Consider the following 25167-nt stretch of genomic DNA (forward strand, 5'->3'; position numbering starts at 1 on the left):
ATCACATCAAAAGAATTAACAAGATGAGAATCTGAATTGAATTCAGCTTAACAAAAGGATTGTCATTCTGAGCCTGTTGAAGAATCAAAATCAAATGTCATCCTAAACTCGTTTTAGGATCGCATCAAAAAGAATTAACAAGATGCGAAACTGAAATAAATTTAGCTTGACAAAAGGATTGTCATTCTGAGCCTGTCGAAGAATCAAAGTTAAAAGGAATCCAGAACTCTTTTCAGGATCACATCAAAAGAATTAACAAGATGAGAATCTGAATTGAATTCAGCTTAACAAAAGGATTGTAATTCTGAGCCTGTTGAAGAATCAAAGTTAAAAGTCATCCAGAACTCGTTTCAGGATCACATCAAAAGAATTAACAAGATGAGAATCTGAATTGAATTCAGCTTAACAAAAGGATTGTAATTCTGAGCCTGTTGAAGAATCAAAGTTAAAAGTCATCCAGAACTCGTTTCAGGATCACATCAAAAGAATTAACAAGATGAGAATCTGAATTGAATTCAGCTTAACAAAAGGATTGTAATTCTGAGCCTGTTGAAGAATCAAAGTTAAAAGTCATCCAGAACTCGTTTCAGGATCACATCAAAAGAATTAACAAGATGAGAATCTGAATTGAATTCAGCTTAACAAAAGGATTGTAATTCTGAGCCTGTTGAAGAATCAAAATCAAATGTCATCCTAAACTCGTTTTAGGATCGCATCAAAAAGAATTAACAAGATGAGAATCTGAATTGAATTCAGCTTAACAAAAGGATTGTAATTCTGAGCCTGTTGAAGAATCAAAGTTAAAAGTCATCCAGAATTCGTTTCAAGATCACATCAAAAGAATTAACAAGATGGGAATCTGAAATAAATTTAGCTTGACAATAAATACATTAAATAAAAAAACACACAATAAATGAGTACACAAACATTTGCTGAAAAAATAGCACAAGCACAAGACTTTCTTCCGATTAACGGAACAGATTATATAGAATTTTATGTTGGTAACGCAAAACAAGCAGCACATTATTATAAGACTGCATTTGGTTATCAAGAAATTGCATACGCAGGACCAGAAACAGGTGTAAGAGATAGAGCATCTTATGTCTTACAGCAAGGAAAAATCCGTTTAGTTTTAACGTCAGGATTAAAATCTGATTCGCCAATTTCCCAACATCAAATGAAACATGGGGATGGAGTTAAGATTTTAGCACTTTGGGTTGATGATGCTTATGATGCATTTGAGCAGACAACTAAACGTGGAGGAAAACCATATTTAGAACCAACTACTATTACAGATGAGTTTGGTGAAGTTAAAATGTCTGGAATTTATACTTACGGTGAAACAATCCACATGTTTATTGAACGTAAGAATTATAATGGTCCATTTATGCCTGGTTATGTAAAATCAGAATCAGCGTATCAACCAACAGATTGTGGTTTATTATATGTAGATCATTGTGTTGGAAATGTAGGTTGGAATCGTATGAACGAAACCGTACAATGGTACCAAGATGTGATGGGATTTGTGAATATTTTATCGTTTGATGATAAACAAATCAATACAGAATATTCAGCTTTAATGTCTAAAGTGATGAGTAATGGTAATGGTTTTTCTAAATTTCCTATTAATGAACCAGCTGAAGGGAAAAAGAAATCTCAAGTAGAAGAATATTTAGATTTTTATGAAGGAGAAGGAGTTCAGCATATTGCAGTTGCAACAAAAGATATTATAAAAACTGTAACTGAATTAAAAGCTCGTGGAGTTGAGTTTTTATCTGCTCCGCCAGAAGCTTATTATGATATGATTCCAGATCGCGTTGGTGATATTGATGAAGATATCAAAAAATTACAAGATTTAGGAATTTTAGTGGATTGCGATGAAGAAGGTTATTTATTACAAATTTTCACTAAACCAGTAGAAGATCGTCCAACGTTATTTTATGAAATCATAGAAAGACATGGAGCACAATCTTTTGGTGCAGGAAATTTTAAAGCATTATTTGAAGCATTAGAAAGAGAGCAAGCTAAAAGAGGAAACTTATAATAATACATACAGCAATTTTTTGATTTTTTAAACCGTTGAATTTCGTAAGAAATTTAGCGGTTTTTTTTATATTAGTTTGTTTATTTTGATCTTTCATAAATTAATATTTAAGTTTGATGAATTGATATACTATTATTAGGTAACTGAAAAAGGTTACAACTGAAAATCACTAATTTAGCTATTTTAATAAAGTTAATTCTTTCATACTTTAGTTGAGTAAAATTTTTAATCAAAACTAATACATTATGAAAAAAATTACTTTATCATTATTTGCTGCAATGGCAACTTCATTCGCTGCTGCGCAAGTAGATCAATTATCTAATCCAGATGTTTCTGGAGGAAATAACAATTACAGTAGTGCGGAACAATATGGTGATAGAAATCAAATATCTGTTCTTCAAGAAGGTAACGACAATACAAGTGATATTCTACAAGATGGAAATCGTAATATGAATACTACTGTTTCTACAGGAAATTCAAATGATTCAAAAGTTGAACAATTTGGAAATTCAAACGTAGGAAATCAAACACAAACAGGTGATCTTAATTCAGCACGTTTATTACAGGAAGGTTTAAGTAACCGTTCTGAATTAGTACAAACTGGAAATGGGAATGGATCTGAATCGTTTCAGTATGGTACTTTAAACAGAGTAACAACTACACAAACTGGAAATGAAAATTACGCTACTAATTACCAAGATGGTGTAATAAATAGTATTGCACAAACACAAAATGGTAATAATAATTTTATTGGTGCAGGACAATTTGGTGTTGGAAATAGTGCAACTCAATCACAAGATGGTAATTCAAATTATGCAGGAACTCAACAGGATGGTAATGCGAATTTAGTATTACAAACGCAAGTGGGTGATTATAATGAGGCTGATGCAGCTCAAGAAGGAAGTGGTAATCTTTCAGTTCAAACGCAAGCTTTAGTTGCTAATACAGCTAATTCTTTCCAAGATGGTAATTTCAATGAATCTTACCAAACTCAAACTGGATTTGGACAAAGTGCTTTAGTAGAACAGGATGGTAATAGAAATATAGCAACACAAGATCAACTTGGATATTTTAATGAAGCGGTTGCAAGTCAAACGGGTAACAGAAATGAATCATCTCAAACTCAAGAAGGATGGGCTAATGAGGCATACGTTATGCAAGACGGAGATAGAAATAATGCAGTACAATCTCAGAATGGTCTTTTGAATTATGCTATTTCTGAACAAACTGGAAACAGAAATGAATCTAACCAATTTCAAGAAGGATTAGGAAATGGAGCTGCTATTGTACAAGATGGTAATAGAAATTCTGCTTCACAACTTCAAATTGGAGATGGAAATGGTGCAGAAGTATATCAAATGGGTAATGAAAATTTAGCATCACAAATTCAATTAGGTGATGGTAATTATGCATTAATAGAGCAAGCAGGTGATGGTAATTCAGTATTTCAAGGTCAAGGAGGAGATAATAATATAGCATATTCAAGTCAAGGAGGAGATGAAAATTCTTCGTCACAACTTCAAATTGGAGATGGAAATATAGCTTTAGGATTACAAATAGGTGATAACAATGAATTTGTTCAAAATCAATATGGATTTGAGAATGTAGCACAAACTGTACAATTTGGAGTTGATAATTATGCACATGTAACACAAGATGGAAGCTCTAATATGGCAGACCAATACCAAGAGGGTGTTAACAATGTTGCTGCTATAGAACAAATTGGTAATGGTAATTCTGCTACACAGACCCAAGATGATTTCGGAAGAGCACCTAACTGGAATAATGTAGGAGGAAATGATAATTATGCTTATGTGCGCCAAGAAGGAGACGGAAATGTTTCTATCCAAGGGCAAAATGGAAGTAATAATGAAATTGCGAGTTTACAACGTGGAGATGCTAATTATGTAGAAACTTATCAAGATGGTTTTGATAATTTTGGAGTATCTGTTCAATTAGGTAATAACAATGAAATACGCATGGGACAACATGGTGATAGCAATATGGCAGATACTTGGCAAGAAGGAAATGGTAATATTGCAAATTCTACACAAATAGGTTTAGAAAACTATACATTCAATACTCAAATTGGAAATGAAAATACTTTAACTACTTATCAAAATGGTGCAGCTAATCAATCTTATATTATTCAAGATGGAAATAGAAATAACGCTGAAGTAATTCAAAGAGGTAGATAATCTAAATGAAATTTTACTTTAATATTATAGAAAGGGAGATTAATTTCTCTCTTTCTTTTAAATAAATTAATTATGAAATATTTATTATCAAAATTTTGTTTGTTTCTTGCTTTTGGAGTTAATGCTCAAAACTTTGATCATATAAATTCACAAAACGTTATTGATTTAATTTATTCAAGCTCAGTTAATGTAAATCAAATAGGTGATTTAAATAATGTTTCAATTATAAGTCAAAAAGAAGCAATGATTATAGTATCTCAGCAAGGTATTAACAATAACACTCAATACTTGGATAATAATAGAACAGATCTTTCACCAAATATAAAGTTAGAATCTCATGGGATAAATAACACAATTAATGTATTTGGATTAAATTCAATCACAGAGAATATGGGTATATTTATTAAAGGAAATGATAAAACTGTAATAGTAGAGAATAGATGAAATATATAATATTTTTTTTAATATTATTTTGTTTTAATCCGTTATTAGCGCAGTTACCAGATCTTAAACCAAAAATTGAATATACTGTAAATGAAAATTTAATTAATTTACATCCAACAGTTTTAAATAGTGATGAAATTGTATATGAATTAAATTATTTGTTTTTAGTTATTAAACAGGGAAAAACAGGAAATTTATCAAATCAAAAACAAGAAGGGAAATTTGTAATAAAAGGAAATGAAAAACAAATCTTATCAGAAATGAAATTAAATTTTAATGATGATGATAAGATGAAAGCATATCTTTTTATCAGAGATGAAAATAATAACAAATTAATTTCAAAAGATTCACTAGTTCTGAATTATTCTTCAGCGAATCAATTAAAGAATTCTTTAGATAATTACTATAATCAAGTTGAATCAAATCAAAATGAATTTGTTATAAGAGGATTAGTAACAGATCATACAAAATCTAAATTAGGAAAAGATTTTTTTGATATCTTTTATAATTCATATAATTTATTAGATCAAAAATATCCTTTTTTAATAGAAATATATGAGTTTCCGCCACAAGGTAGAAATTCTAAAGTAGAAATATATGTTGAAGATAAAGTATTAGCAACTTTTATGTTAAATCCTAGTGAAGAATATTTAAAAGAATTGAATTCATATATCTTCAGACAATTAATAAATTATGATAAGAATAGAAAAATAATAAATACCTATTAGCGAATGAAAATAACAATACTAGGTTTATTTTTTTTGATTTCATCGTATGCTTTTGGTCAACAAATGGTGTATAAACCAGTAAATCCAAATTTTGGAGGAGAAACTTTTAATTATCAACAATTAATGAGTTCTGCATCAGCGCAAAACCCATATGATGATTCAAGTTCAAAATACTCATCGTATTCTACCTCAAATTTAAGCAGTTTTGAAGATCAAATAAATAGAAAAATTTTAAATCAAATTTCAAATAGTTTATTTGGAAATGATTATGGTGTAGGTACCAATTTTGAAAATGGTATTTACAATGTAGGATCTTTAAATGTTAATATCCAAGATTATTATGGAGGAGTAACAATTAGAATTATTGATATAAAAACAGGAGAACAAACAAATATAACAATACCAAATATGTAAATAATAGCTTCACACTTTAAAAACTAAAAAAATAACCAAATAAACTAAAAATGTTACACTTAAATAATTTAAGTAGGAAAATTAATAAATTGCTATTAATTTTTACTGCAATGATTTTGTATGGATGTAATGCACTTATACATACACCTACAGGATCAAAGAATTCTACATTAGGAGAAATTACTCCTTATACTTCAAAATTAAAACAATTACCTAAGCCAAATGAGCCAGTTGTAGTTGCGGTTTATAAATTTAAAGACCAAACAGGTCAATATAAAGCGTCAGACTATAATTCAAACTGGAGTACGGCCATTCCACAGGGTACAACATCTATTTTGTTAAAAGCATTAGAGGATTCTCAATGGTTTACAACTATTGAAAGAGAAAATATAGGTGATTTATTAAATGAAAGACAAATTATCAAAACCACTCGTCAGGAATATTCTAATGGACAAGATAAAACTTTATTACCACCTTTATTATTCGCAGGAATTATAATAGAAGGAGGTATAATCTCTTACGACACTAATTTATTAACTGGAGGAGCTGGTTTAAGATATTTTGGTGTTGGTGGAAGTACACAATATAGACAAGATCGTTTATCCGTGTATCTAAGAGCAGTATCGACTAGTACAGGAAAAATTTTAAAAACAGTATATACTTCTAAGACAATTTTATCACAATCTGTAAATGGAAGTTTTTTCCGCTATGTAGACCCAGAAAGATTATTAGAAGCAGAAGTTGGAATAACTAAGAATGAACCAGTACATTTAGCTGTAAAGGAGGCTATAGAAAATGCGGTATATAGTTTAGTTATAGAAGGGTCTAAGGATGATTTATGGAAAGTTTCAGAAGAAAATAAAGAAAGCTTTAATGAGTTAGTAGAAAATCAAAATAAATTAGATTCAATCAATACTACACGATTTGTAGATTTAAAAGAAAATTTAAATAGAGGTAGAATCGGTATTTTTGGTAGTGCTACTGGGAATTTAGTTAAAAATGACTTATTAAATTCAGAATCTAAACTTGGAATTAATTTTGGTCTGAAATTTTTGATATCAGATTTTTGGAATGTATCTGCAACAGCTTCAACTTTTGAATTAGCAAATAAGAAAATTTTTAATAAATCATACAATTCTTTGGACTTAGATGTTGAATATCTTTTGTTTCCACAATCAAAATTTACACCTTTTGGTAATATTGGAATTGGGATTATTTCACCATCTGAAGGTGAAAATAAAGAAATTTCAGGAAAAGTACATGCGGGAGGAGGATTTGAATACATGTTATCTAAAAAATTAGGTATAAGAGCTTTTGGACGTTATGATTTTGGTTTTTCTGATGATTGGGAGAATGTTATTGCTGGAAAACGAAATGATAATATGATTGTTTTTGGCGCAGGTTTGAATCTTTATTTTGGTAATAGAAAAAACAAGTAACTATGAAAAAAATAATATTGCAACTATTTAAGTCATTTAGCATTATTCTTTTAATGTTACTATTTGTACAATGTAGTGAAGAAATAGAAGAAAGTTCACACTTAGGAACTATTAAAGGAATTGTTGTAAAACATGAAACAAATGAACCTTTAGCAAATGTAAAAATATCAACTGCACCTACAACTGAAACAATTTTTACTGGTGAGGATGGTACTTTTATTATAAAAGATGTACCTATGGGAGATTATTCAATAAAAGCTGAATTAAAAGGTTATTTAATGGAAATTAATCCTGCTAATTTAATCGAAATGAATCAAGTAGTTAGTGTTGTTGTTGAAATGAAAGATGACAATGCATTAAATTCTCCGCCTAATGTTCCTCAATTAATTACACCATACGATAATGCTTTTGAAGTAGGTCAAACAGTAGATCTTTCATGGACTTGTGTTGATCCAGATGGAGATGAGATAAAATACAAATTAATTGTAAAGAATAATCGTAATGATGATGTTGTTACAATTGAAGATTTGTCTGAATCATCATATAGACTTGTGAATTTATCTTTTGATACAAGTTATTTTTGGCAGATAGTTGCAAATGATGACATTAATGAAGAGGTGTATAGTCCAGTATTTAAATTTAAAACAGCAAAAGTTCCACAGAATAGATTTCATTTTGTTAGACAAGTTGGGAATAACTTAAATATATTTTCAAGTGATGAAACAGGAAATTTCTTTCAATTAACACAAGATAATGTTAATGATTTAAGACCTCGTAAAAATGTATCAGCAGGATTAATGGCATTTTTAAGAATGAATGAAGGGAATTTGCATATTTACACTTCAAATTTAGATGGAAGTAATGCCGTTAGAGTTACTCAAAATCCTATTTCCGGTTTCAATAATAATGAAATTGATTATAGTTGGAATGCAATTGGTAGTGAATTGATTTACCCTAATTATAATAAATTATATAGAGTAAATAAAGATGGTAGTGGTACTAATTTGGTTTATACAACACAGGATGGAAGTTATATTACAGAATGTGTTTGGAGTAATGATGGTTCAAAAATAGTACTTAAAACTAATGACATTGATGGTTATAATGCTAAAATTATAATGATTGATATTATGGGTAATCATCTTAAAACTATTGTGGAAAATGTAAGTGGAGCTATGGGAGGTTTAGATATTTCTGTGGATGGAAATACGATCTTATTTACAAGAGATATTAGTGGTTTCCAAAACAATACATATCGACAATTAAATACACATATTTTTATATATAATCTTATTACAGATACATTTACTGATGTGTCTAGTTTATCTAAAATTCCTACAGGTTTTATTGATATTGATCCTCGATTTTCACCAAATGAAGCTGAGATTATTTTTACTCAAACTTCTAATGATGGATTATCAAGGAAAGATATTTATAAAATTTCTCTAACAGCTGATGCTGATAATGGAAATTATTCAAGAACTCTACTTTTCGAGAATGCTTGGATGCCAGATTGGGAATAGGTTACATTTTTAGTTAGAACCTCCTTTAAAATTTAAAGGAGGTTCTTTATTTTTGTAAATAGATTTAAAATAAATTATTCAGTAATAAAGTTTCAATAAATATAAAAAGAGCATGAATTTACAAATCATGCTCTTTTTATATTTATTAAAATTATTTTATTGAACTATATCATTTCTAAGTGCAAATCTCATCAAAGAAATCGAATTTTTGATTTTTAATTTTTGAAATATTCTTTTTCTATGGGTTTCCACTGTATTAAAGCTGATGAATAGTTTGTCTGATATTTCCTTACTATTACAACCTTCGCAAATGAGTTGAATAATCTCTAATTCTCTGTTTGTAATACTATTTAATATATTGGACTCAGTATAATTATTGTTTGTATAATCATAGCTAAATTGAGTTAATACTTTTTTTTGTAAGTTGTTACTTAAATATGATTTATTTAAAGAAATTTCTTTAATCGCTTCAAACAAGTACTTAGATTCTGTTTCTTTTTCAATAAATCCATTAATACCATTTTTAAATAATTCTGATATTTTTTTTATCTTATAATCACCAGTTAAAATTAAAATTTTAATATCTTGGCTCTTAATTGATTTAATAAAATAATTAATATCTTCATTATGAAAATTTATTTCAGAAATTATTAAGTCTACTTTATTAGTTTTTAACCAATTAATTGTATCGCTGATATTTGTTGCATAACCTACAACTTCATAATCTCTTTTTCTATGTAGTAAGGATATTAAACCATCAATCACAATTTTATGTTGATCTAGTATAAATATTTTCATAGTTTAGGTTAGTTTTTTAGTTTAACATAAAAATATTGAAAAAGATCTAGTTTAAATTAATTTTAATTATTTAAGTAAGAGGTTTTAATTATTTAAGAAATTTAATCAAACTCCATGTTGATTAGAAGTTCGGTTTTTAGCCTAGATTTGTAGTTACAATCCATACCGTTTAATAATCGATCAACGATGTCAAATAAGAGCTCGCGTTTGATGTAATTAATTTCGATGTAATCTGGTTTTGAAATAAAATACATGTCATAAGTAGTAAAATAACCTTGTAGATAATTTACTTGATGGTCAAGCAAGTTTTCTACGCTATCAAAAAAGAAATTAAACGAAGTGTAATTTACCTTTTGTGAATAGTTATTGTCTTTTTCTTTACAAGAATAATTAATTTCTAAATCTTCAATTTTTTCATTAAAAAAAGTTACGATAAAATGATTTAAATCTACTTGATGTAAATTTAAATTATAACGTTCGCCTTTTTGGTAAAGTTGAAACTGTCTATTAAATTCATTAATACTAATTTCAAAACTCATAAATCTTAGATTAGTTGTTGCATTAAATATAACAAAAAAAATGATATGGCAAAAAAAATAAGGTATTAAAAATTAATACCTTATAGTTCTTTTAGAATTTGAAACTGGTTGTTCTAAATTATTTGCAAATTGTGTTCTAACAGTCCAATTTCCATTTGTATCATATTCATATTTTATACGATTATTAGTTTTTAATCGACCCGTGCTATCGTATAAATTTTCTTCAATTATATTTCCTTTTTCATCAAATTTTCTTCGTTTTTTCGAAACTAATTTTCCTTTTAAATCATATACAACTTCTTCAATAGGTAGTAAATTCTGATTGTATTTATAATTTACAACATATCCGTCTTTACCATATTTCACATCAGTTTTTAAAAGTTGTTCACCTTTATATTCATTTGTTCTTTCAGTAAAAATTCCATTTTCTAATAAAGAAGTATCTTTCTGATAAACAATCTTATTATCTACAATTTTATACAATGTTTCAGCAATTACAGTCTCATTTTCACTTTTAATTTCTTTGTAACCATCTGTTGTATATTCAAAATCATGAATTTTAGTAAAAGATTGATCTTCAGTAGTCATTTCAATCTTAACTAATTTACCTTCATCATTATAGGTATAATTTTCTGTATATAATAAATCTCCAGTATCTGAATAATGTTCCTTTTGATTTATATTTCCCTTTGTATTATAGCTTGTTTTGGTATGAAATTCTTGAATATAATCTTCAATAATATTAGCTCTAATAATTGCTTTTGTAAAAGATTCTTCAACTGATTTCGGTGAATTATTTATTTTTTCTTTTTCTAAATCAGTAGTTTGAGCAAATAAAATTCCGCCAACTAATATTAAAATTGAACTATACTTCTTGATCATAATTATATAATTTTAGATTCATAAAAGTAAACATAAATTATGATTATTATCGTTAAAACCTTTATTTGTCAATAATGTTTAGAATTCTAAATATATTTGATAAACAATAAATACATATGAGTACAAAATTTTCTTTGGTAGGTAACCAAACAGCAGCAATCGATTTATCTTTATTATTAGTACGTATAGCTGCAGGCGGTTTTATGTTTACCCATGGTTGGGGTAAATTGGTGAAATTAGTAAACGGAAATTTCGAATTTGGAGATCCAATAGGATTAGGTGTTGAAGTCTCTCTAGCATTAACCGTATTTGCAGAAATTATTTGTGCCTTCTTAATTTTAGTAGGTCTTTTTACAAGATTAGCAGCTATACCATTAATTATTACAATGATAGTGGCAGTTTTTGTAGTACATTTAGATCATGATTTTGGAAAAAAAGAATTGGGATTATTCTATCTAATCAATTATTTAGTATTATTTTTATCAGGAGCAGGTAAATATTCTGTTGATTCTTTATTAAGAAATAAATGAAACTAATAATTAGTTTAGTTGTATTCTATTGCTCATTTTTACTAAATGCACAAACTATGAATTCAACTTATGAGCAATTCTCGAAAGACGAAATTAAATTAATTACTTCAAAATCGGCACAAACACCAATGCGTGTTTTACTTACATCGTCTACGGCCGACACTAAAGTTTTAAGAACAGTTTCTAAGGATTTAGATCCTAAAGATCCTATGATAAAATTATTAGCAGATCGTATGTATGCTACTGTACAAGACGAAATGAGTAAAGGTGTTGGAATTGCTGCACCACAGATTGGGATTAATAGAAATGCTATTTGGGTACAAAGAATAGATAAAGAGGGGCAGCCATTTGAATTTTATATCAATCCGAAAATAACATGGTATTCGTCTATCTTACGTTATGGTCGTGAAGGTTGTTTATCAATTCCTGATAAATTTGGAAAAGTATATCGTAGTTTGGCCTTACAATTAAATTATTTTGATTTAGAAGGAAATCAATATGAAGAGATTGTTGAAGGTTTTTCTGCAGTAATATTTCAGCATGAGTATGACCACTTAATTGGTAAATTATTTACAGATAGAATTGTTGAACAAGAGAATTCTACTTTTAAAAAGGCTGATGAAATAAACGAAGTTTATTATCAAACAAAATAAGATTTCATTTTTTTAATATTGGATGATTTTAGGAATAATTATTGTTTATTTGAACTATATATAATTACAGAATTTGTTAGCACATACAATATATCAACACGATACAAGTAAAGAATGGGTTACTTTTGTTCACGGAGCAGGAGGTAGTTCTACAATTTGGTTTAAACAAATAAGGGAATTTCGTAAACATTTTAACGTTCTCATGCTTGATTTACGTGGACATGGTCGTTCAAAAAATAATCTAAAATTAATGTTTGAAAATAGATATACTTTTAAATCGGTTTCCAAAGATGTTTTAGATGTATTGGATCATTTAAATATTGAAAAATCTCATTTTGTAGGAGTTTCATTAGGAACAATAATAATTCGTCAAATTGCAGAAGATTACCCAGAACGTATCACTTCTATGGTTATGGGTGGTGCTGTCATGAAAATGAATTTCCGTGGGCAAGTTTTGATGAAAGTTGGTAATATTTTTAAAAATGTTTTTCCGTATTTATTTCTTTACAAGATTTTTGCTTTTGCAATAATGCCTAAAAATGCACACAAAGAATCTCGAAATATGTTTATTAACGAAGCTAAAAAATTATATCAAAAAGAGTTTTTGAAATGGTTTAAATTGACTTCAGATGTTAATCCATTATTAAAATGGTTTAGACAAGTAGAGATAAATATTCCTACATTTTATATTATGGGTGAAGAGGATTATATGTTTTTACCAACGATTCAAAAGTTGGTAAAAGAACATAATCAATCGGCTCAATTATATGTTGTAGAAAATAGTGGTCATGTTGTTAATGTAGATCAACCTCAGATTTTCAACGAAAAAGTCATAGAATTTATAAAGAAGAATTTATAATTATTGCATTAATGAATTCGATTTCAAATTAAAAATTTAAAATAATATAAAAGAAAAGCAGTACATAAAGTACTGCTTATTTTTTTAATATATCTTCGAAAAAAGATTGTGAATCATCATCAAAGGTTGGTTTTTGTAATAGTAATTTAGAAATTTTTACAATTTTATCATAATCATTTTGAGTGAAATTTTCACCGAAATGCTCGTGACAAAAATCTCCAATATTCCCTAATACAACATTAACTTCACCATCAGTTAATTCTCCTTTTTGTTGCCAACGTTTACGGAATAATCCAGCAGCTAAATAAGAGGCAATATCAATTAAATCATCAATTGAAATTTTGCCATCATTTTTTAATTTAGCCATGATCATTGCATCCATATCACGGTAAATAACATCTCTAATCGTTAATTCTTTTTCTTCCATTGTCAATATTATAATACAAAATTAAAGAGAAAAATTAGGTTCGACCTGAAATTTCATCAATTCTTTTGTTGTTGGGTGTGTAAATTCTAAATATTCAGCATGTAAATGCAAACGATTAGCACTTTTACCATATAAATCATCGCCTAAAATTGGTGTATTTAAACCTAAATGATGCGACGCATGTATACGTAATTGATGTGTTCGTCCTGTAATAGGATAAAAATGAATTAAAGTTTTATTATCTTTTCTTTTTATAACCTTGTATTTAGTTTGTGCTGGTTTTCCATGTTCGTAGCAAACCATTTGTCTAGGTCTATCGTCTAAATCGACACGTAAAGGTAAATCAATAAAACCTTCGTCATTTTCTACGTTTCCATCTAATAAAGCGATGTATCGTTTTTCAACTTTACGTTTTATAAATTGTTGTTGAATTAATCTATGACTTTCTTTATTTAGCGCTAAAACTAAAATTCCTGATGTAGCCATATCTAATCTATGAATAATAATAGGTCCTATAGCTTTAGGGAATTGATATTTGATTCTGATATAAACCGAATCTTTAATTTCAATTCCAGGAACAGATAAAAACTCTTCAGGTTTGTTGACAACGACTATATCATCATCTTGATAGATTATTTCTAATTTATCTCCGTAATTATTTTGTTGTATTAAAGGATTGTCATCAATAGTCATTCCTTCCAACATATGACCCAATATTGGTTCACATTTTCCTGTACAAGAAGGGTAGAAGTGTTTATGTTTTTTAACCTCAGATTTTGGAGAATCGCCCCACCAAAATTCGGCCATACAAATAGGTTCTAAATTATTTTGGAAAGCATACTGAAATAGTTTCGGAGCTGCACATTCACCAGCTGCTGCAGGAGGTTGTTGAAATACAGTTTCTTGAAAAATTTCTCTTAATCCTTTTTTCGTTTTATTTTGATTTAGAAATTGATATTGATCAAATAATTGATTTTGAAGTGAATTTGATTTTGTTCTACGTTCTTCTTTTAACGCATTAATTTCAGTTTCAAAAACATTAATTTCAGTCAGAATATCATTTCGCTTTGTTTCAATTTCATGATTCAAAACTCTGAACTCGTGTTTATCACGTAAACTTTGTTTCACCAAATCTTCTTCGTAAGCAATAGCTTCTTCTTCTGATAATAAAGGTACAATTTGAGCTCGTTGTTGCTTACGGTCTTTTTTATTAAATTTTAAAAGTTCTTTTCCTTCAGAAATTTTAAAGTTTGCTTGTTCATCAAAAACAATTAAATCTAATTTTAGCTGAATATATTTCTTATTAGCTTCTAATTGATCAATAATTGCATTAATTTCATTTAATCTTATTTCTTGTTGTAGAAAGAAACCATCCACATTTAACATGTCAAAAACTGGAGGAACAAAGTGTTTGTGCTGATTTGTATTTGCTAATTTTCCAGAAAAAGCAGCTATGTAACCGACTTCTCCATTATCATTTTTGCAAACCAAAACACCAAACATCTTTCCTATTGGAGCCAATTCATCATTTGGTTTTAATCCAAAATTATGCTCAAAATCGGTTTGATTTTCCAAATATTCTTGTAATTCCTTGCTTGCTAATTCTGCAATAGGATGAGGTTTATAAAAAAATGGATAATCTAAAGATTTAGGTAAAGTATAGTTATCTATTGGTTGCTTAAAATGATGAAAATAACTTGACATTGCGTGTACTAAAATAGTTTGCAAATTTAGGTTAAATGTACTGAATCGTTATCATAAAATATTTTAAGAATTATTTTGATTGATTCGCGATAGAAACCAATTAATTAATAAATTTACGTTACTATAAAAACAATATAAACTATGGCTTCGGGTATTTTTGCAATATTAGATGATATTGCTGCTCTAATGGATGATGTTGCGGTTGCAAGTAAGATTGCTACCAAGAAAACAGCTGCAATTTTAGGTGATGATTTGGCTGTAAATGCTGAAAAAGCAACAGGTTTTGTTTCGTCCAGAGAATTGCCTGTTTTGTGGGCAATTACAAAAGGTTCTACTTTAAATAAAATAATTATTGTACCAATCGTATTATTGTTGAATATTTATTTTCCTGATTTTATTAAATATATTCTGATTTTAGGAGGATTTTATTTGGCTTATGAAGGTGTCGAAAAGATAATTGAAATGATTTTTCATAGAAATGAAAAATCAAATGTAGAGGAATTGGAAGATATTGATGAATCAAAAGCTGAACAAAATAAGATTAAAGCTGCTGTAACTACAGATTTTATTTTATCAATAGAAATTGTAATTATCGCTTTAGGAACTGTGTTAGATAAACCATTAGCAGTACAAATCGGAACAGTATCTTTAATAGCTTTGCTTGCAACTGTAGGTGTTTACGGAATAGTAGCATTAATTGTTCGTATGGATGATTTTGGATATCGATTAATAAAAAAATCTAATGGTGAAGGTTTTTTAACTTCTTTAGGAAAAGGATTAGTTAAAGGTTTACCTTTTGTTATCAAAGTATTAGGTTATGTAGGAACAGTTGCTTTATTAATGGTTTCGGGTGGTATTTTTGATCATAATATTGAGGCAATACATCATTGGTTACCAAATTTAAATGTTACTGTTAAGCAAATTATTTTAGCTATCATCGCTGGTATTTTAGTGGTACTTTTAGTAAAAGTATTTCAGTCTTTATATAAGGTTGTAGCAAGGAAATAATATAACTTCAAGTAATAAAAAAATCCCATTGAATATTCAATGGGATTTTTGTTTTATAAGTTATGGATTAAACCCACTCGTCATCTTCTTCTTCATCTTCTAATTCAGCATCAATAAACTGAATGTAGAAAGCAACAACTTCTCCGGCTGCATTGTAACCGAAGTAAGATGGGTAAACACCTTCACCAAAACCAGCTTGGAAAATAGGTGCTTTTACATCTGTAGCAGGAATAGTCCAGTTGATCCAATCACCATCTTCTGATTGGTAAGCAGGATTATTCTTTACATTTTCTGTAAATAATGGTGCAAAGTAATCGTCATATAAGTTTTTATCAGTAGACTCTACTTCATCAATAAAGTTTGTAAAAGCTTCTTTAGCGCTAAAATCTACAATTGTAGTTAAACCACTTTCTGAAGCAAAACCAAAGTATTCACCTTCATTTAAATCTTCAATAGACTCAATTCCTTTTAAAGCTTCTTCGTAACGAACAGGTTTTTCGTCAGTAAAAGCAATTTTTACACAAGCAATTAAATTCTCAACATCACCATCATCTTCGTAAGTAATAATACTCGCTTGTAATGGGAAATTCCCTTTAGGAGTTTCTACGAAATATGGATTATTGTCTAAAGCTAAATATTGTCCTAATGGATCGTTAACGATTATTTGTCCTGTTGGTAAAGAGATTTCACCTAAAGAAATTTGATCAACTTTAATTTCGTTGATTTCTTTTGAAGTGAAATACATATCTAAATCATTTGGAGCTAACGTAAATTCACGTTTTTCTTCCCAAATTTTTAACCATTCTGCAGTTGGTTTCATAATTATAATTATTATTTATGTTTCAAATTTAATGATAAGAAATTCAATTTAATAAGATTAATATTTAATTAACTTCTCTTATCAATTTGTTTTTTTAATTCATTTTTATCAATGTCGTATTCTAATTTCATGATATAAACTAAATCATCAAAAGATAATTTATTTGCTTTATGATATGAAATTAAAATTCTCTTCATTTTTTCAAATTCACCAAGGGTATATTGTTTAAACTCAGCCTCAATAAATTTTCGATTTCCTAAATCTAAAATTAACTGATTATCTACACCTTGCGATTTACCTTTCGTTTCAAATTCATGTTGTTCGTATAATTTTTTTCCAACATAATCATTGTTATGAATTGTAATTGATTGAATATCTTGAATTGAATAGTTATCCTCTCCAATAGAAATAGATTCTTTCGTAAAACTAATTTTTCCGTCAAAATGACCTTCTAATTCTTCTTTAGGAGCTTTAAAATATCCATTAAAATAAGCTGCAGCTGTAGCTAATATTACCATGAAAATATAGAAAGCAGTATTGTTATCTTTAAATACTTTAAACTCAATAAATACATAGCTAATTGCTGATAATATAAAAAATGTAGCTACTAATTTTAAGATTTTTTTTCCTCTATTTTGATTCTTTTGTTTGATGAATCGATCAAAACTATATTTATCCATTTGACGCTATATCTTTTCTAACTCTACTTAAACTTTCTGGGGTTATTCCAAGGTATGATGCAATCATCCATTGCGGTACTTTAGCTGTAATTGTTGGGTATAATTTGATAAAATCTAAATATCTTGTTTTTGCAGTGGCACTTAATAAAGAGGTAATTCTGTCCTGCATATGCCTGATGTGATTTTGTAATAAACTCACTTGTTTTTTTACATAATCAGGATTTAAGTTTGTAATTAATTCATTTACATCATCATTCAAAATCACTAATGTAGATTCGTCAATTGCTTGGATGTAGAATTTTGCTTCTTGCTTACACATGGCACTATTTCGGTCACTTACAATCCAGTTTTCAGTACCAAATTGCACTATATGTTCTTTACCGTTATCGTCAATAATATAAGAACGGATAACACCTTCTTCTACAAAATAATAATCGTTAGAGTAATCTCCTGCGTTCAGAATCATTTCTCCACGGTTAAACTTTTTAATTGTAATATGATTTAAAATGATCTCGATTTGTTCATCACTAAGATCAATTTGTTTTCTTAAATGATTAACGAAATTTTGCATAATTGCGTTTATTTAGTAGCAAATATAGGAGTTTATTTTAAGAAAAATTTAATTGTTACTAAAATTGTTACAATTAAAAATATTGTTTTATATTTGACATAGAATTTATAACAGATGAATAATTTACGTTTTGCAACGATTGTACATATTTTGGTATTGACTGAAAAGTTTAAGGACGAATTAATTACATCTAATTTTATTGCAGGAAGTATAAATGTTAATCCTGTGGTTGTGCGTAGAGAAATTCAGATTTTAAAAGATGCAGAAATTTTAGGTTCAAAAAAAGGAAAGGATGGAGGATGTTTTTTGATTAAAGATGCTAGTGAAATTACTTTTGGAGATATCTATCAAATAATTACAAAAGACATCGATTTTGTGAAAAAAAATCAACCAAATCCAAAATGTCCTATTGGCAAGCAAATGAATGAATCTTTGGATCAATTATTTTTATCTGTAGAAAATAGTTTAATAAAACAATTAAGTAATACAACGCTGGAAGAGTTTTCGGCAAAATTTAAATAAATCAAACTTTATTATATGAGAGTAGCATTAATTGGAGCAACAGGTTTTGTTGGTTCAGCAATTTTAAAAGAATTATCAGAAAGAAATCATTCTATTAAAGCGATTTCTCGTTCTATCAATACAGAATCAGATTTAAAAAATGTAGTTCCAATTCAGATTGATGTAAATGATGTAGATGCTTTAGCGGCTGATTTAAAAGGTGCAGATGTTGTAGTTTCAGCATTTAATCCTGGTTGGACTAATCCAAATATTTATGAAGAATTCTTAACAGGAGCTAAAAATATTCAGGAAGCTGCGAAGAAAGCAAATGTTAAAAGATTTATAGTTATTGGTGGTGCAGGAAGTTTATTTTTAGATGATGAATTACGTGTAATTGACACTCCACAATTCCCAGATGAGATAAAACCAGGTGCAACTGCAGCAGCAGAATATTTAGATTTTATACAAACTGAAAATCAAATTGATTGGGAATTCTTTTCGCCTGCAATCGAGATGCACCAAGGAACTTCTGGTGTTCGTACTGGTAGATATCGTTTAGGTCTAGATAATCCTGTAATAGGAAAAGATGGACGTTCTGTTTTATCGGTAGAGGATGTTGCGGTTGTTATTGCAGATGAAGTAGAAAAACAAAATTTCACAAAAAGAAGATTTACTGCAGGTTATTAATTATTTTATAAAGTATTGTTAAACAATGTTTTTCGGTACGCTTTTAGAATTCCTTTGCGAAATTTTAGTTATGAGATTTTACATAGGAATTTTAAGTGTTATAACTAGTATAATAATTTTAGCTGGATCAATTTTATTACTGGATTTTTCATATTTATTTGAAAAATTAGTAGCAATGATATTATTTGCAATTGCAGGGTTTTTAATCATTTCAGGCGTGCACAATTTATCTATATTCTACCAAAAGCGAAAAATTATTAATAATGGTTACAAAACAAGAGCAAAAATTGTTAAGGTTCAGAGAACTTTACTTGCTTTAAAATCAGCGCCGAATTACATATTAGAAGTTATATATGAGCATCCACAAAGTCATAAAAATTATCAGACTTTTTTAGATTATTATGATGAGGTTTCTGAAGGAACTAATCCCAATGAAAACCAATATATTGATATCTTAATAGATCCAGATAATCCAGACATCGTAGTGCAAAAAACGATATAATAATTTCAGAATTTTCAGAATTTTTTGATAGATAAAAAAGGTTGCTCTTTAGAGCAACCTTTTATTTTTACAAATATCTTTCTTTGATAATATTAATGTGATGGATGGAATGTCCTGCAATGATATATCCAATCTTTTTTACAGTTAATTCGTTTTCTCCAATTAAAGCTTTCTTCGTTAAAGTTTCATTATCAAACCCTTCAAACTGAAAATGAGTTGCATTCATTAAATGCAGCCATTCTTTTATTAAATTTTCAGAATTAATATTTTCAGAATTTAAATTCGAAATGTAATCATTTTCATCAAATGTGTGTAAGATGTTTTTGTCATTTCTAGCAATATGTAATGCTCTGAAACTAAAAATTCGCTCACAATCAATACAATGTTGTACTAATTCCTTAAGCGTCCATTTGTCTTCAGCATACCTATAATCCCATTTATTTAAATCTGTTACTAGATTTAAAGTCTTCTTAATTTCCTCAATTCTAATTTCTAAGGCATCATTAACAGTAATACCATCATAACTAGAAATATAATTGTTGTGGTTATAGTTCATAATTTCATAATTTTGAAGGATAAATATAGTATTTAAGATGATTGATTGATAATATATTTGATTAATATTTTATTTTTTAATAATTATTTTACTGAAAATTATTCATTTTCTAAATGTTGCATTTTTACAATTGATATTAAATTAATGAAATAAAATTTCTACATAAGTTTGATATGATTAAATACTTATTTATCAAAAATACAAAACGTGTGCGCAATGATTACATCATTATCTTATGCAAGTGGACCTTCTAAATATCCACTATTAGGTGAAACTATTGGAGAAAATTTACGAAATGCAGTAGCCAAACATCCTCAACAAGAAGCTTTGGTCTGTATACATCAAAATTATAGAGCAACTTATACAGAATTTTATTCTCAGACAGAAGAAATTGCAAAGGCATTAATTGGTTTAGGAATTACAAAAGGTGACCGAGTTGGGATTTGGTCACCAAATAGAGCAGAATGGACTTTAATTCAATTTGCTACAGCAAGGATTGGAGTTATATTAGTCAATTTAAATCCGGCTTACCGAGAAAATGAATTAGAATATGTTTTAAATCAATCAGGAATTAAAGCTGTATTTGCGTCTAAAAAATTTAAAACAAGTCATTATAAAGAAATGTTACAAAATGTTCGTTCAAAAGCTGATTTGCTTGAACATGTTGTGATTTTTGAAGAAAATTGGGTCGATTTTCTTGAAATGGCTGAAGGAATTTCGAGTATTGATTTAATGTCTGCAGAACAAAGAGTTCAGTTTGATGATGCTGTAAACATTCAGTATACATCGGGAACAACTGGTTTTCCGAAAGGAGTAACATTAACACATCATAATATTTTAAATAACGGATATTTTATCGGGATTCGTTTAAATTATACTCATTTAGACCGTGTTTGTATTCCTGTTCCTTTCTATCATTGTTTTGGTATGGTTATCGGAAATATGGCTTGTGTTTCTCATGGAGCTTGTATGGTAATTCCGTCTGAAAATTTTGATCCAAAATTAACGTTAGATGCTGTCGAAAAAGAAAAATGTACCTCTTTATATGGTGTTCCTACTATGTTTATTGCAGAATTAGAATTACCTAATTTTGATCGATTTGATTTAACTTCACTTCGTACAGGAGTAATGGCTGGATCACCTTGTCCGATTGAGATTATGAAAAAAGTTCAATCTAAAATGAATATGAAAGAAGTTTCAATTTGTTATGGTATGACAGAAACTTCTCCTGTATCAACTCAAACAGTAATTGGAACTCCGATTGAAAAGCAAGTTTCAACTGTTGGTACAGTGCAAGATCATCTAGAAATTAAAATTATAGATCCAGAAACTGGAGATATTCTACCTCGTGGTATTGCAGGTGAATTGTGTACGAGAGGTTATTCAGTTATGCAAAAATATTGGAACAATCCAGAAGCTACAAACAAAGTAATTGATTCTAATAATTGGTTACATTCTGGCGATTTAGCAACGATGGATGTCGAAGGTTACATCAATATTACAGGTCGAATTAAAGATATAATTATTCGTGGTGGTGAAAATATTTCGCCTAAAGAAATTGAAGATTTTTTATATACTCACGATCAAATTTCTGATGCTCAGATTATCGGTGTACCAAGTGAAAAATATGGTGAAGAAGTGATGGCTTGGGTTAAAGTGAAAGAAGGAATGAATTTAACTGAAGACGAATTAAAAGAATATTGTTTACAAATAGCTCATTTTAAACGCCCTAAATATTGGAAGTTTGTAACAGAATTTCCGATGACAATTTCCGGCAAAATTCGTAAAGTAGAGATGAGAGATTTATCTACACGAGAACTGGGATTAGAGTACGTTAAAATGATAAAAACTTCTTAAAAATTGGTCAGTGTATAATAGTTTTATAGCGAAAAATCCATTATTTTTGAGAACAAAGTATAAATTAACTATTTAAAATATTATGTCTAAAATATTAATAATTGAGGACGAACAAGCAATCAGAAATGTCTTAAAAAGCATTTTAATGGACGAAGACCCAAAATGGGTTGTTGATGAAGCTGAGAATGGTCTTGTTGGTATCGAGAAAATTAAACAAAACGAATACGATTTAGTAATTAGCGATATTAAAATGCCGATGAAAGACGGAACTGAAGTTTTAGTAGAAGCTATGGAATATAATCCAGAATTACAGTTTGTAATGATTTCTGGTCATGGTGATATTGAAATTGCTGTAGATTGTCTTAAAAAAGGAGCTTTCGATTTCTTATCTAAGCCACCAGATTTAAATCGTTTATTAAATACGGTTCGTATTGCTTTAGATCATAAATCATTAAAATCTTCTAATAAAGCATTAAAAAAGGAGAACAAAGAATTAAAGAAAAAAGTATCTAAAAAATATACAATGATTGGTGATTCGCCTGAGTTAACTCAAGTGAAAACTATGATTGAAAAAGTTGCTACAACAGATGCTCGTGTTCTTATTTTAGGTCCAAACGGAACTGGTAAAGAATTGGTTGCTCATCACATTCACGAACAAAGTACACGTAATAAAAAACCATTAGTAGAAGTCAACTGTGCTGCAATTCCGGCTGAATTAATCGAATCTGAATTATTTGGTCACGTAAAAGGATCATTTACAGGAGCGGTTAAGGATAAACAAGGTAAGTTTGAATTAGCAGATGGTGGTACAATTTTCTTAGATGAAATTGGAGATATGAGTCTTTCTGCACAAGCTAAGGTTTTACGTGCTTTACAAGAAGGAAAAGTTTCGCCAGTTGGTTCAGAAAAGGAAATTAATGTAAACGTTCGTGTTTTAGCAGCAACAAATAAGGACTTACGCAAAGAGATTGATGAAGGTCGTTTCCGTGAAGATTTATATCACCGTTTAGCAGTAATCATTATCAATGTTCCAGGTTTAAATGATCGTAAAGATGATATTCCGGCATTGGTAAATCATTTTGCAGAAGATTTTTCGCTTAATTTAGGTCTTGAAAATAAGTCTTTTGATGATAAAGCGCATGAAGCCTTAAAAGAGATAGATTGGACTGGTAATATCCGTGAATTAAGAAATGTTGTAGAACGTTTAATGATTTTAGGTGCAAATCCAATTAGTGAAGAAGATGTAAAAATGTACGTTAAAAAATAATCTTATAAATGATTAAACGTATTATTCTTTTTTTAATAATCGCTATTTCCTTTGTTGGTTGTAAAGAAGAAAAGGAAGATAAAAGTTACGGAGTACTAACTCATGAAGATGTTCTTTCGATTGAAGAAAGTTCAGTTTTTAGTTTCGAATCAATTATTTATCAGGGTAAATTCAAAGGTGAATATTTTGATCAAATTATAGAATTGGAGTTAGAGGAAAATGGCGATTTTACAATATTTTATAAAAACAATAAAATAAAAGGAGAGTGGTATAAAAAAGATGATGGTTCTTTGATGGAATTTGATTCTAAAAAACAATTACCATTTCAATTTTTAAAATGGTCTGATAACTCTACAATTATGATTTTAAATTCTGATGGTACAGCTGATGACGAAGGAGGAAACTATTTAACACGAATTGAAAAATAATGAAATTTAAAGTTTTATTTTTAGCAGCAGCTGGTTTATTATTCAGTTGTCAGAATAAAGAAAAATCTAAATCTGAAGAAGTTGCACTAAAATATTTTGAAACATATTCTGCTAAGACAGATTATAATCAAATGAAGTCGTTTTATAACGATTCAGTAGAATATGAAAATGTAATTCAGAATACTTCTGTTATAAAATTTGAAACTGGTTATTTATTGAACGAACTATTTGCATGGAATGATAAGTCTTTGGCTTATGAAAATAACAAAGTTCTGAAAGTTAATGAAGTAATTACAAACGATTCTATGGCAGTTGTAAATGGACAGTTTAATTCATATACATACAATGGATTTACATTTGCACCGATGAAATTTACAACTTATTTGTATTTTGATGAAAACCATAAAATCAAAAAACAGGTAGATTGGATGAATTATCCAATTGGTGATTTAATTGAATTATATCAAATGGAACAATCTAAAACGATTGATGTAGATAAATAATAAAAAAAGCGAACTTAAACTAGACTGCACCCAAAAGTTTGGACAGATTAAAAATTAATAATTATAAAAATGAGTTCGATATTGTATCGGACTCATTTTATTTAAGTTCGATTTAATTCTCTCGTTATTGTAATAGTAAATGTATTGTTTTATTTCTTTTTTTAGCTCTTCAATAGAATTAAATTTTTGTAAATAAAATAATTCAGATTTTAATATTCCAAAGAAATTTTCGATAATAGCATTATCCAAACAATTTCCTTTTCTACTCATACTTTGTATGATTCCTTTTTTATTTAATAAAGCTTGATATTGTTTCATCTGATATTGCCATCCTTGATCGGAATGTAATATCAAATCTTTGGTGTTTTTAGTTGTTTTAAATGCTTTTTCAAGCATAAGTATCACTTGATTGAACACTGGACGCTCGCTTAACTCATAGCTGATAATTTCTTGATTGTACAGATCCATTATTGGTGATAAATATAGTTTTTTATCTTTTACTTTAAACTCGGTAATATCGGTTACCCATTTATGGTTAGGTCTATCAGCCTTAAATGCTCTTTGCAAGATGTTTGGTGCAATCTTTCCTTGTTCTCCTTTGTAAG

The 25167-nt window shown here is 28.6% G+C and carries 28 protein-coding genes; 18 read left to right on the forward strand and 10 right to left on the reverse strand.

Annotation, left to right across the window (positions count from 1 at the left end):
- Positions 1–913 precede the first annotated feature (913 nt).
- The 7 genes from hppD (at position 914) to EAH69_RS13230 (ending at position 8790) form a co-directional block, all read left to right on the forward strand.
- A complete protein-coding gene (gene hppD / locus EAH69_RS13200) occupies positions 914–2044 on the forward strand; it encodes a 4-hydroxyphenylpyruvate dioxygenase (protein ID WP_121935684.1) in 1131 nt (376 codons plus the stop codon).
- A gap of 245 nt (positions 2045–2289) precedes the next feature.
- On the forward strand, positions 2290–4242 hold the full coding sequence (locus EAH69_RS13205; RefSeq protein WP_121935685.1) for a hypothetical protein: 1953 nt from the start codon (positions 2290–2292) through the stop codon (positions 4240–4242).
- A gap of 72 nt (positions 4243–4314) precedes the next feature.
- Positions 4315–4686, forward strand: coding sequence for a hypothetical protein (locus tag EAH69_RS13210; RefSeq protein ID WP_121935686.1), 372 nt, complete (start codon positions 4315–4317; stop codon positions 4684–4686).
- Positions 4683–5414 carry a CsgE family curli-type amyloid fiber assembly protein gene (locus EAH69_RS13215; RefSeq protein WP_121935687.1) on the forward strand — a complete coding sequence of 244 codons (732 nt, stop codon included), beginning with the start codon at positions 4683–4685 and terminating at the stop codon, positions 5412–5414. The genes EAH69_RS13210 and EAH69_RS13215 overlap by 4 nt, the downstream gene beginning before the upstream one ends.
- Positions 5415–5417: 3 nt before the next feature.
- Positions 5418–5828 carry a curli assembly protein CsgF gene (locus tag EAH69_RS13220; protein ID WP_121935688.1) on the forward strand — a complete coding sequence of 137 codons (411 nt, stop codon included), beginning with the start codon at positions 5418–5420 and terminating at the stop codon, positions 5826–5828.
- A gap of 50 nt (positions 5829–5878) precedes the next feature.
- A complete protein-coding gene (locus EAH69_RS13225; RefSeq protein WP_121935689.1) occupies positions 5879–7267 on the forward strand; it encodes a CsgG/HfaB family protein in 1389 nt (462 codons plus the stop codon).
- Between the two features lie 2 nt (positions 7268–7269).
- Entirely contained in the window at positions 7270–8790 is a 1521-nt protein-coding gene (locus EAH69_RS13230; protein ID WP_230466827.1) for a carboxypeptidase regulatory-like domain-containing protein, read from the forward strand.
- A 156-nt stretch (positions 8791–8946) separates the two neighbouring features.
- On the opposite strand, the gene EAH69_RS13235 is transcribed toward EAH69_RS13230, so the two are convergent.
- From EAH69_RS13235 to EAH69_RS13245, 3 genes are all read right to left on the reverse strand, one after another.
- Positions 8947–9588, reverse strand: coding sequence for a LuxR C-terminal-related transcriptional regulator (locus EAH69_RS13235; protein WP_121935691.1), 642 nt, complete (start codon positions 9586–9588; stop codon positions 8947–8949).
- A gap of 101 nt (positions 9589–9689) precedes the next feature.
- A complete protein-coding gene (locus EAH69_RS13240; protein ID WP_121935692.1) occupies positions 9690–10127 on the reverse strand; it encodes a hypothetical protein in 438 nt (145 codons plus the stop codon).
- A gap of 72 nt (positions 10128–10199) precedes the next feature.
- Positions 10200–11009 (reverse strand): hypothetical protein, encoded by an 810-nt coding sequence (locus EAH69_RS13245; RefSeq protein ID WP_121935693.1) that lies wholly within the window; start codon positions 11007–11009, stop codon positions 10200–10202.
- A gap of 116 nt (positions 11010–11125) precedes the next feature.
- On the opposite strand from EAH69_RS13245, the gene EAH69_RS13250 reads away from it, so the two are divergent.
- From EAH69_RS13250 to EAH69_RS13260, 3 genes are all read left to right on the forward strand, one after another.
- Entirely contained in the window at positions 11126–11539 is a 414-nt protein-coding gene (locus tag EAH69_RS13250; RefSeq protein ID WP_121935694.1) for a DoxX family protein, read from the forward strand.
- A gap of 56 nt (positions 11540–11595) precedes the next feature.
- Positions 11596–12192: a peptide deformylase gene (gene def, locus EAH69_RS13255; protein ID WP_230466828.1), complete on the forward strand. Its 597-nt coding sequence runs from the start codon at positions 11596–11598 to the stop codon at positions 12190–12192.
- A gap of 73 nt (positions 12193–12265) precedes the next feature.
- The gene (locus tag EAH69_RS13260; protein WP_121935696.1) at positions 12266–13051 is read left to right on the forward strand and encodes an alpha/beta fold hydrolase; all 786 of its coding nucleotides are present in this window, start codon (positions 12266–12268) and stop codon (positions 13049–13051) included.
- 76 nt (positions 13052–13127) lie between these two features.
- Here EAH69_RS13260 and EAH69_RS13265 read toward each other — a convergent pair whose 3' ends face one another.
- Entirely contained in the window at positions 13128–13478 is a 351-nt protein-coding gene (locus EAH69_RS13265) for a hypothetical protein (RefSeq protein WP_121935697.1), read from the reverse strand.
- A 21-nt stretch (positions 13479–13499) separates the two neighbouring features.
- Positions 13500–15182 (reverse strand): RluA family pseudouridine synthase, encoded by a 1683-nt coding sequence (locus EAH69_RS13270; RefSeq protein ID WP_121935698.1) that lies wholly within the window; start codon positions 15180–15182, stop codon positions 13500–13502.
- Positions 15183–15323: 141 nt separating this feature from the next.
- Between EAH69_RS13270 and EAH69_RS13275 the strand changes: the two genes are divergently transcribed.
- Positions 15324–16190 carry a DUF808 domain-containing protein gene (locus EAH69_RS13275; RefSeq protein WP_121935699.1) on the forward strand — a complete coding sequence of 289 codons (867 nt, stop codon included), beginning with the start codon at positions 15324–15326 and terminating at the stop codon, positions 16188–16190.
- 67 nt (positions 16191–16257) lie between these two features.
- Here EAH69_RS13275 and EAH69_RS13280 read toward each other — a convergent pair whose 3' ends face one another.
- The 3 genes from EAH69_RS13280 to EAH69_RS13290 form a co-directional block, all read right to left on the reverse strand.
- Positions 16258–17010, reverse strand: coding sequence for a DUF4241 domain-containing protein (locus tag EAH69_RS13280; RefSeq protein ID WP_121935700.1), 753 nt, complete (start codon positions 17008–17010; stop codon positions 16258–16260).
- A 68-nt stretch (positions 17011–17078) separates the two neighbouring features.
- Entirely contained in the window at positions 17079–17690 is a 612-nt protein-coding gene (locus tag EAH69_RS13285) for a hypothetical protein (protein WP_121935701.1), read from the reverse strand.
- Positions 17683–18261 carry a Crp/Fnr family transcriptional regulator gene (locus EAH69_RS13290; protein ID WP_121935702.1) on the reverse strand — a complete coding sequence of 193 codons (579 nt, stop codon included), beginning with the start codon at positions 18259–18261 and terminating at the stop codon, positions 17683–17685. Before EAH69_RS13290 ends, EAH69_RS13285 begins: the two co-directional genes overlap by 8 nt.
- A 114-nt stretch (positions 18262–18375) precedes the next feature.
- Here EAH69_RS13290 and EAH69_RS13295 point away from each other — a divergent pair, with 114 nt between their 5' ends.
- Genes EAH69_RS13295 through EAH69_RS13305 form a run of 3 tightly spaced genes read left to right on the forward strand, consistent with a single transcriptional unit; the run spans position 18376 to position 19951 of the window.
- The gene (locus EAH69_RS13295; protein WP_121935703.1) at positions 18376–18783 is read left to right on the forward strand and encodes an RrF2 family transcriptional regulator; all 408 of its coding nucleotides are present in this window, start codon (positions 18376–18378) and stop codon (positions 18781–18783) included.
- 15 nt (positions 18784–18798) lie between these two features.
- On the forward strand, positions 18799–19449 hold the full coding sequence (locus tag EAH69_RS13300; RefSeq protein WP_121935704.1) for an NAD(P)-dependent oxidoreductase: 651 nt from the start codon (positions 18799–18801) through the stop codon (positions 19447–19449).
- A gap of 25 nt (positions 19450–19474) precedes the next feature.
- Positions 19475–19951, forward strand: coding sequence for a hypothetical protein (locus EAH69_RS13305; RefSeq protein WP_121935705.1), 477 nt, complete (start codon positions 19475–19477; stop codon positions 19949–19951).
- A 67-nt stretch (positions 19952–20018) separates the two neighbouring features.
- On the opposite strand, the gene EAH69_RS13310 is transcribed toward EAH69_RS13305, so the two are convergent.
- Positions 20019–20507: a DinB family protein gene (locus EAH69_RS13310; protein ID WP_121935706.1), complete on the reverse strand. Its 489-nt coding sequence runs from the start codon at positions 20505–20507 to the stop codon at positions 20019–20021.
- 216 nt (positions 20508–20723) lie between these two features.
- Here EAH69_RS13310 and EAH69_RS13315 point away from each other — a divergent pair, with 216 nt between their 5' ends.
- The 4 genes from EAH69_RS13315 to EAH69_RS13330 all read left to right on the forward strand — a co-directional run bounded on the left by EAH69_RS13315 (position 20724) and on the right by EAH69_RS13330 (position 24562).
- Positions 20724–22364, forward strand: a complete 1641-nt coding sequence (locus EAH69_RS13315) for an AMP-binding protein (RefSeq protein WP_121935707.1) — start codon at positions 20724–20726, stop codon at positions 22362–22364.
- Between the two features lie 82 nt (positions 22365–22446).
- Entirely contained in the window at positions 22447–23631 is a 1185-nt protein-coding gene (locus EAH69_RS13320; RefSeq protein WP_121935708.1) for a sigma-54-dependent transcriptional regulator, read from the forward strand.
- An 8-nt stretch (positions 23632–23639) separates the two neighbouring features.
- The gene (locus EAH69_RS13325; protein WP_121935709.1) at positions 23640–24059 is read left to right on the forward strand and encodes a hypothetical protein; all 420 of its coding nucleotides are present in this window, start codon (positions 23640–23642) and stop codon (positions 24057–24059) included.
- Complete coding sequence (locus EAH69_RS13330; protein WP_121935710.1) at positions 24059–24562, forward strand: hypothetical protein; 504 nt, start codon at positions 24059–24061, stop codon at positions 24560–24562. The genes EAH69_RS13325 and EAH69_RS13330 overlap by 1 nt, the downstream gene beginning before the upstream one ends.
- A gap of 54 nt (positions 24563–24616) precedes the next feature.
- Here the strand turns inward: EAH69_RS13330 and EAH69_RS13335 are convergent.
- Positions 24617–25167 (reverse strand): IS3 family transposase (locus tag EAH69_RS13335; RefSeq protein ID WP_121935711.1); only part of this gene is annotated, 551 nt, incomplete at its 5' end.

It is taken from the genome of Faecalibacter macacae, from assembly GCF_003687725.1.
Lineage (GTDB): Bacteria > Bacteroidota > Bacteroidia > Flavobacteriales > Weeksellaceae > Empedobacter > Empedobacter macacae.

Bases quoted from the DNA above. Each gene is read 5' to 3' on its own strand.
- hppD (WP_121935684.1), top strand. From the start codon at position 914: ATGAGTACACAAACATTTGCTGAAAAAATAGCACAAGCACAAGACTTT.
- EAH69_RS13205 (WP_121935685.1), top strand. From the start codon at position 2,290: ATGAAAAAAATTACTTTATCATTATTTGCTGCAATGGCAACTTCATTC.
- EAH69_RS13210 (WP_121935686.1), top strand. From the start codon at position 4,315: ATGAAATATTTATTATCAAAATTTTGTTTGTTTCTTGCTTTTGGAGTT.
- EAH69_RS13215 (WP_121935687.1), top strand. From the start codon at position 4,683: ATGAAATATATAATATTTTTTTTAATATTATTTTGTTTTAATCCGTTA.
- EAH69_RS13220 (WP_121935688.1), top strand. From the start codon at position 5,418: ATGAAAATAACAATACTAGGTTTATTTTTTTTGATTTCATCGTATGCT.
- EAH69_RS13225 (WP_121935689.1), top strand. From the start codon at position 5,879: ATGTTACACTTAAATAATTTAAGTAGGAAAATTAATAAATTGCTATTA.
- EAH69_RS13230 (WP_230466827.1), top strand. From the start codon at position 7,270: ATGAAAAAAATAATATTGCAACTATTTAAGTCATTTAGCATTATTCTT.
- EAH69_RS13235 (WP_121935691.1), bottom strand. From the start codon at position 9,588: ATGAAAATATTTATACTAGATCAACATAAAATTGTGATTGATGGTTTA.
- EAH69_RS13240 (WP_121935692.1), bottom strand. From the start codon at position 10,127: ATGAGTTTTGAAATTAGTATTAATGAATTTAATAGACAGTTTCAACTT.
- EAH69_RS13245 (WP_121935693.1), bottom strand. From the start codon at position 11,009: ATGATCAAGAAGTATAGTTCAATTTTAATATTAGTTGGCGGAATTTTA.
- EAH69_RS13250 (WP_121935694.1), top strand. From the start codon at position 11,126: ATGAGTACAAAATTTTCTTTGGTAGGTAACCAAACAGCAGCAATCGAT.
- def (WP_230466828.1), top strand. From the start codon at position 11,596: ATGAATTCAACTTATGAGCAATTCTCGAAAGACGAAATTAAATTAATT.
- EAH69_RS13265 (WP_121935697.1), bottom strand. From the start codon at position 13,478: ATGGAAGAAAAAGAATTAACGATTAGAGATGTTATTTACCGTGATATG.
- EAH69_RS13270 (WP_121935698.1), bottom strand. From the start codon at position 15,182: ATGTCAAGTTATTTTCATCATTTTAAGCAACCAATAGATAACTATACT.
- EAH69_RS13275 (WP_121935699.1), top strand. From the start codon at position 15,324: ATGGCTTCGGGTATTTTTGCAATATTAGATGATATTGCTGCTCTAATG.
- EAH69_RS13280 (WP_121935700.1), bottom strand. From the start codon at position 17,010: ATGAAACCAACTGCAGAATGGTTAAAAATTTGGGAAGAAAAACGTGAA.
- EAH69_RS13285 (WP_121935701.1), bottom strand. From the start codon at position 17,690: ATGGATAAATATAGTTTTGATCGATTCATCAAACAAAAGAATCAAAAT.
- EAH69_RS13290 (WP_121935702.1), bottom strand. From the start codon at position 18,261: ATGCAAAATTTCGTTAATCATTTAAGAAAACAAATTGATCTTAGTGAT.
- EAH69_RS13295 (WP_121935703.1), top strand. From the start codon at position 18,376: ATGAATAATTTACGTTTTGCAACGATTGTACATATTTTGGTATTGACT.
- EAH69_RS13300 (WP_121935704.1), top strand. From the start codon at position 18,799: ATGAGAGTAGCATTAATTGGAGCAACAGGTTTTGTTGGTTCAGCAATT.
- EAH69_RS13305 (WP_121935705.1), top strand. From the start codon at position 19,475: ATGTTTTTCGGTACGCTTTTAGAATTCCTTTGCGAAATTTTAGTTATG.
- EAH69_RS13310 (WP_121935706.1), bottom strand. From the start codon at position 20,507: ATGAACTATAACCACAACAATTATATTTCTAGTTATGATGGTATTACT.
- EAH69_RS13315 (WP_121935707.1), top strand. From the start codon at position 20,724: ATGATTACATCATTATCTTATGCAAGTGGACCTTCTAAATATCCACTA.
- EAH69_RS13320 (WP_121935708.1), top strand. From the start codon at position 22,447: ATGTCTAAAATATTAATAATTGAGGACGAACAAGCAATCAGAAATGTC.
- EAH69_RS13325 (WP_121935709.1), top strand. From the start codon at position 23,640: ATGATTAAACGTATTATTCTTTTTTTAATAATCGCTATTTCCTTTGTT.
- EAH69_RS13330 (WP_121935710.1), top strand. From the start codon at position 24,059: ATGAAATTTAAAGTTTTATTTTTAGCAGCAGCTGGTTTATTATTCAGT.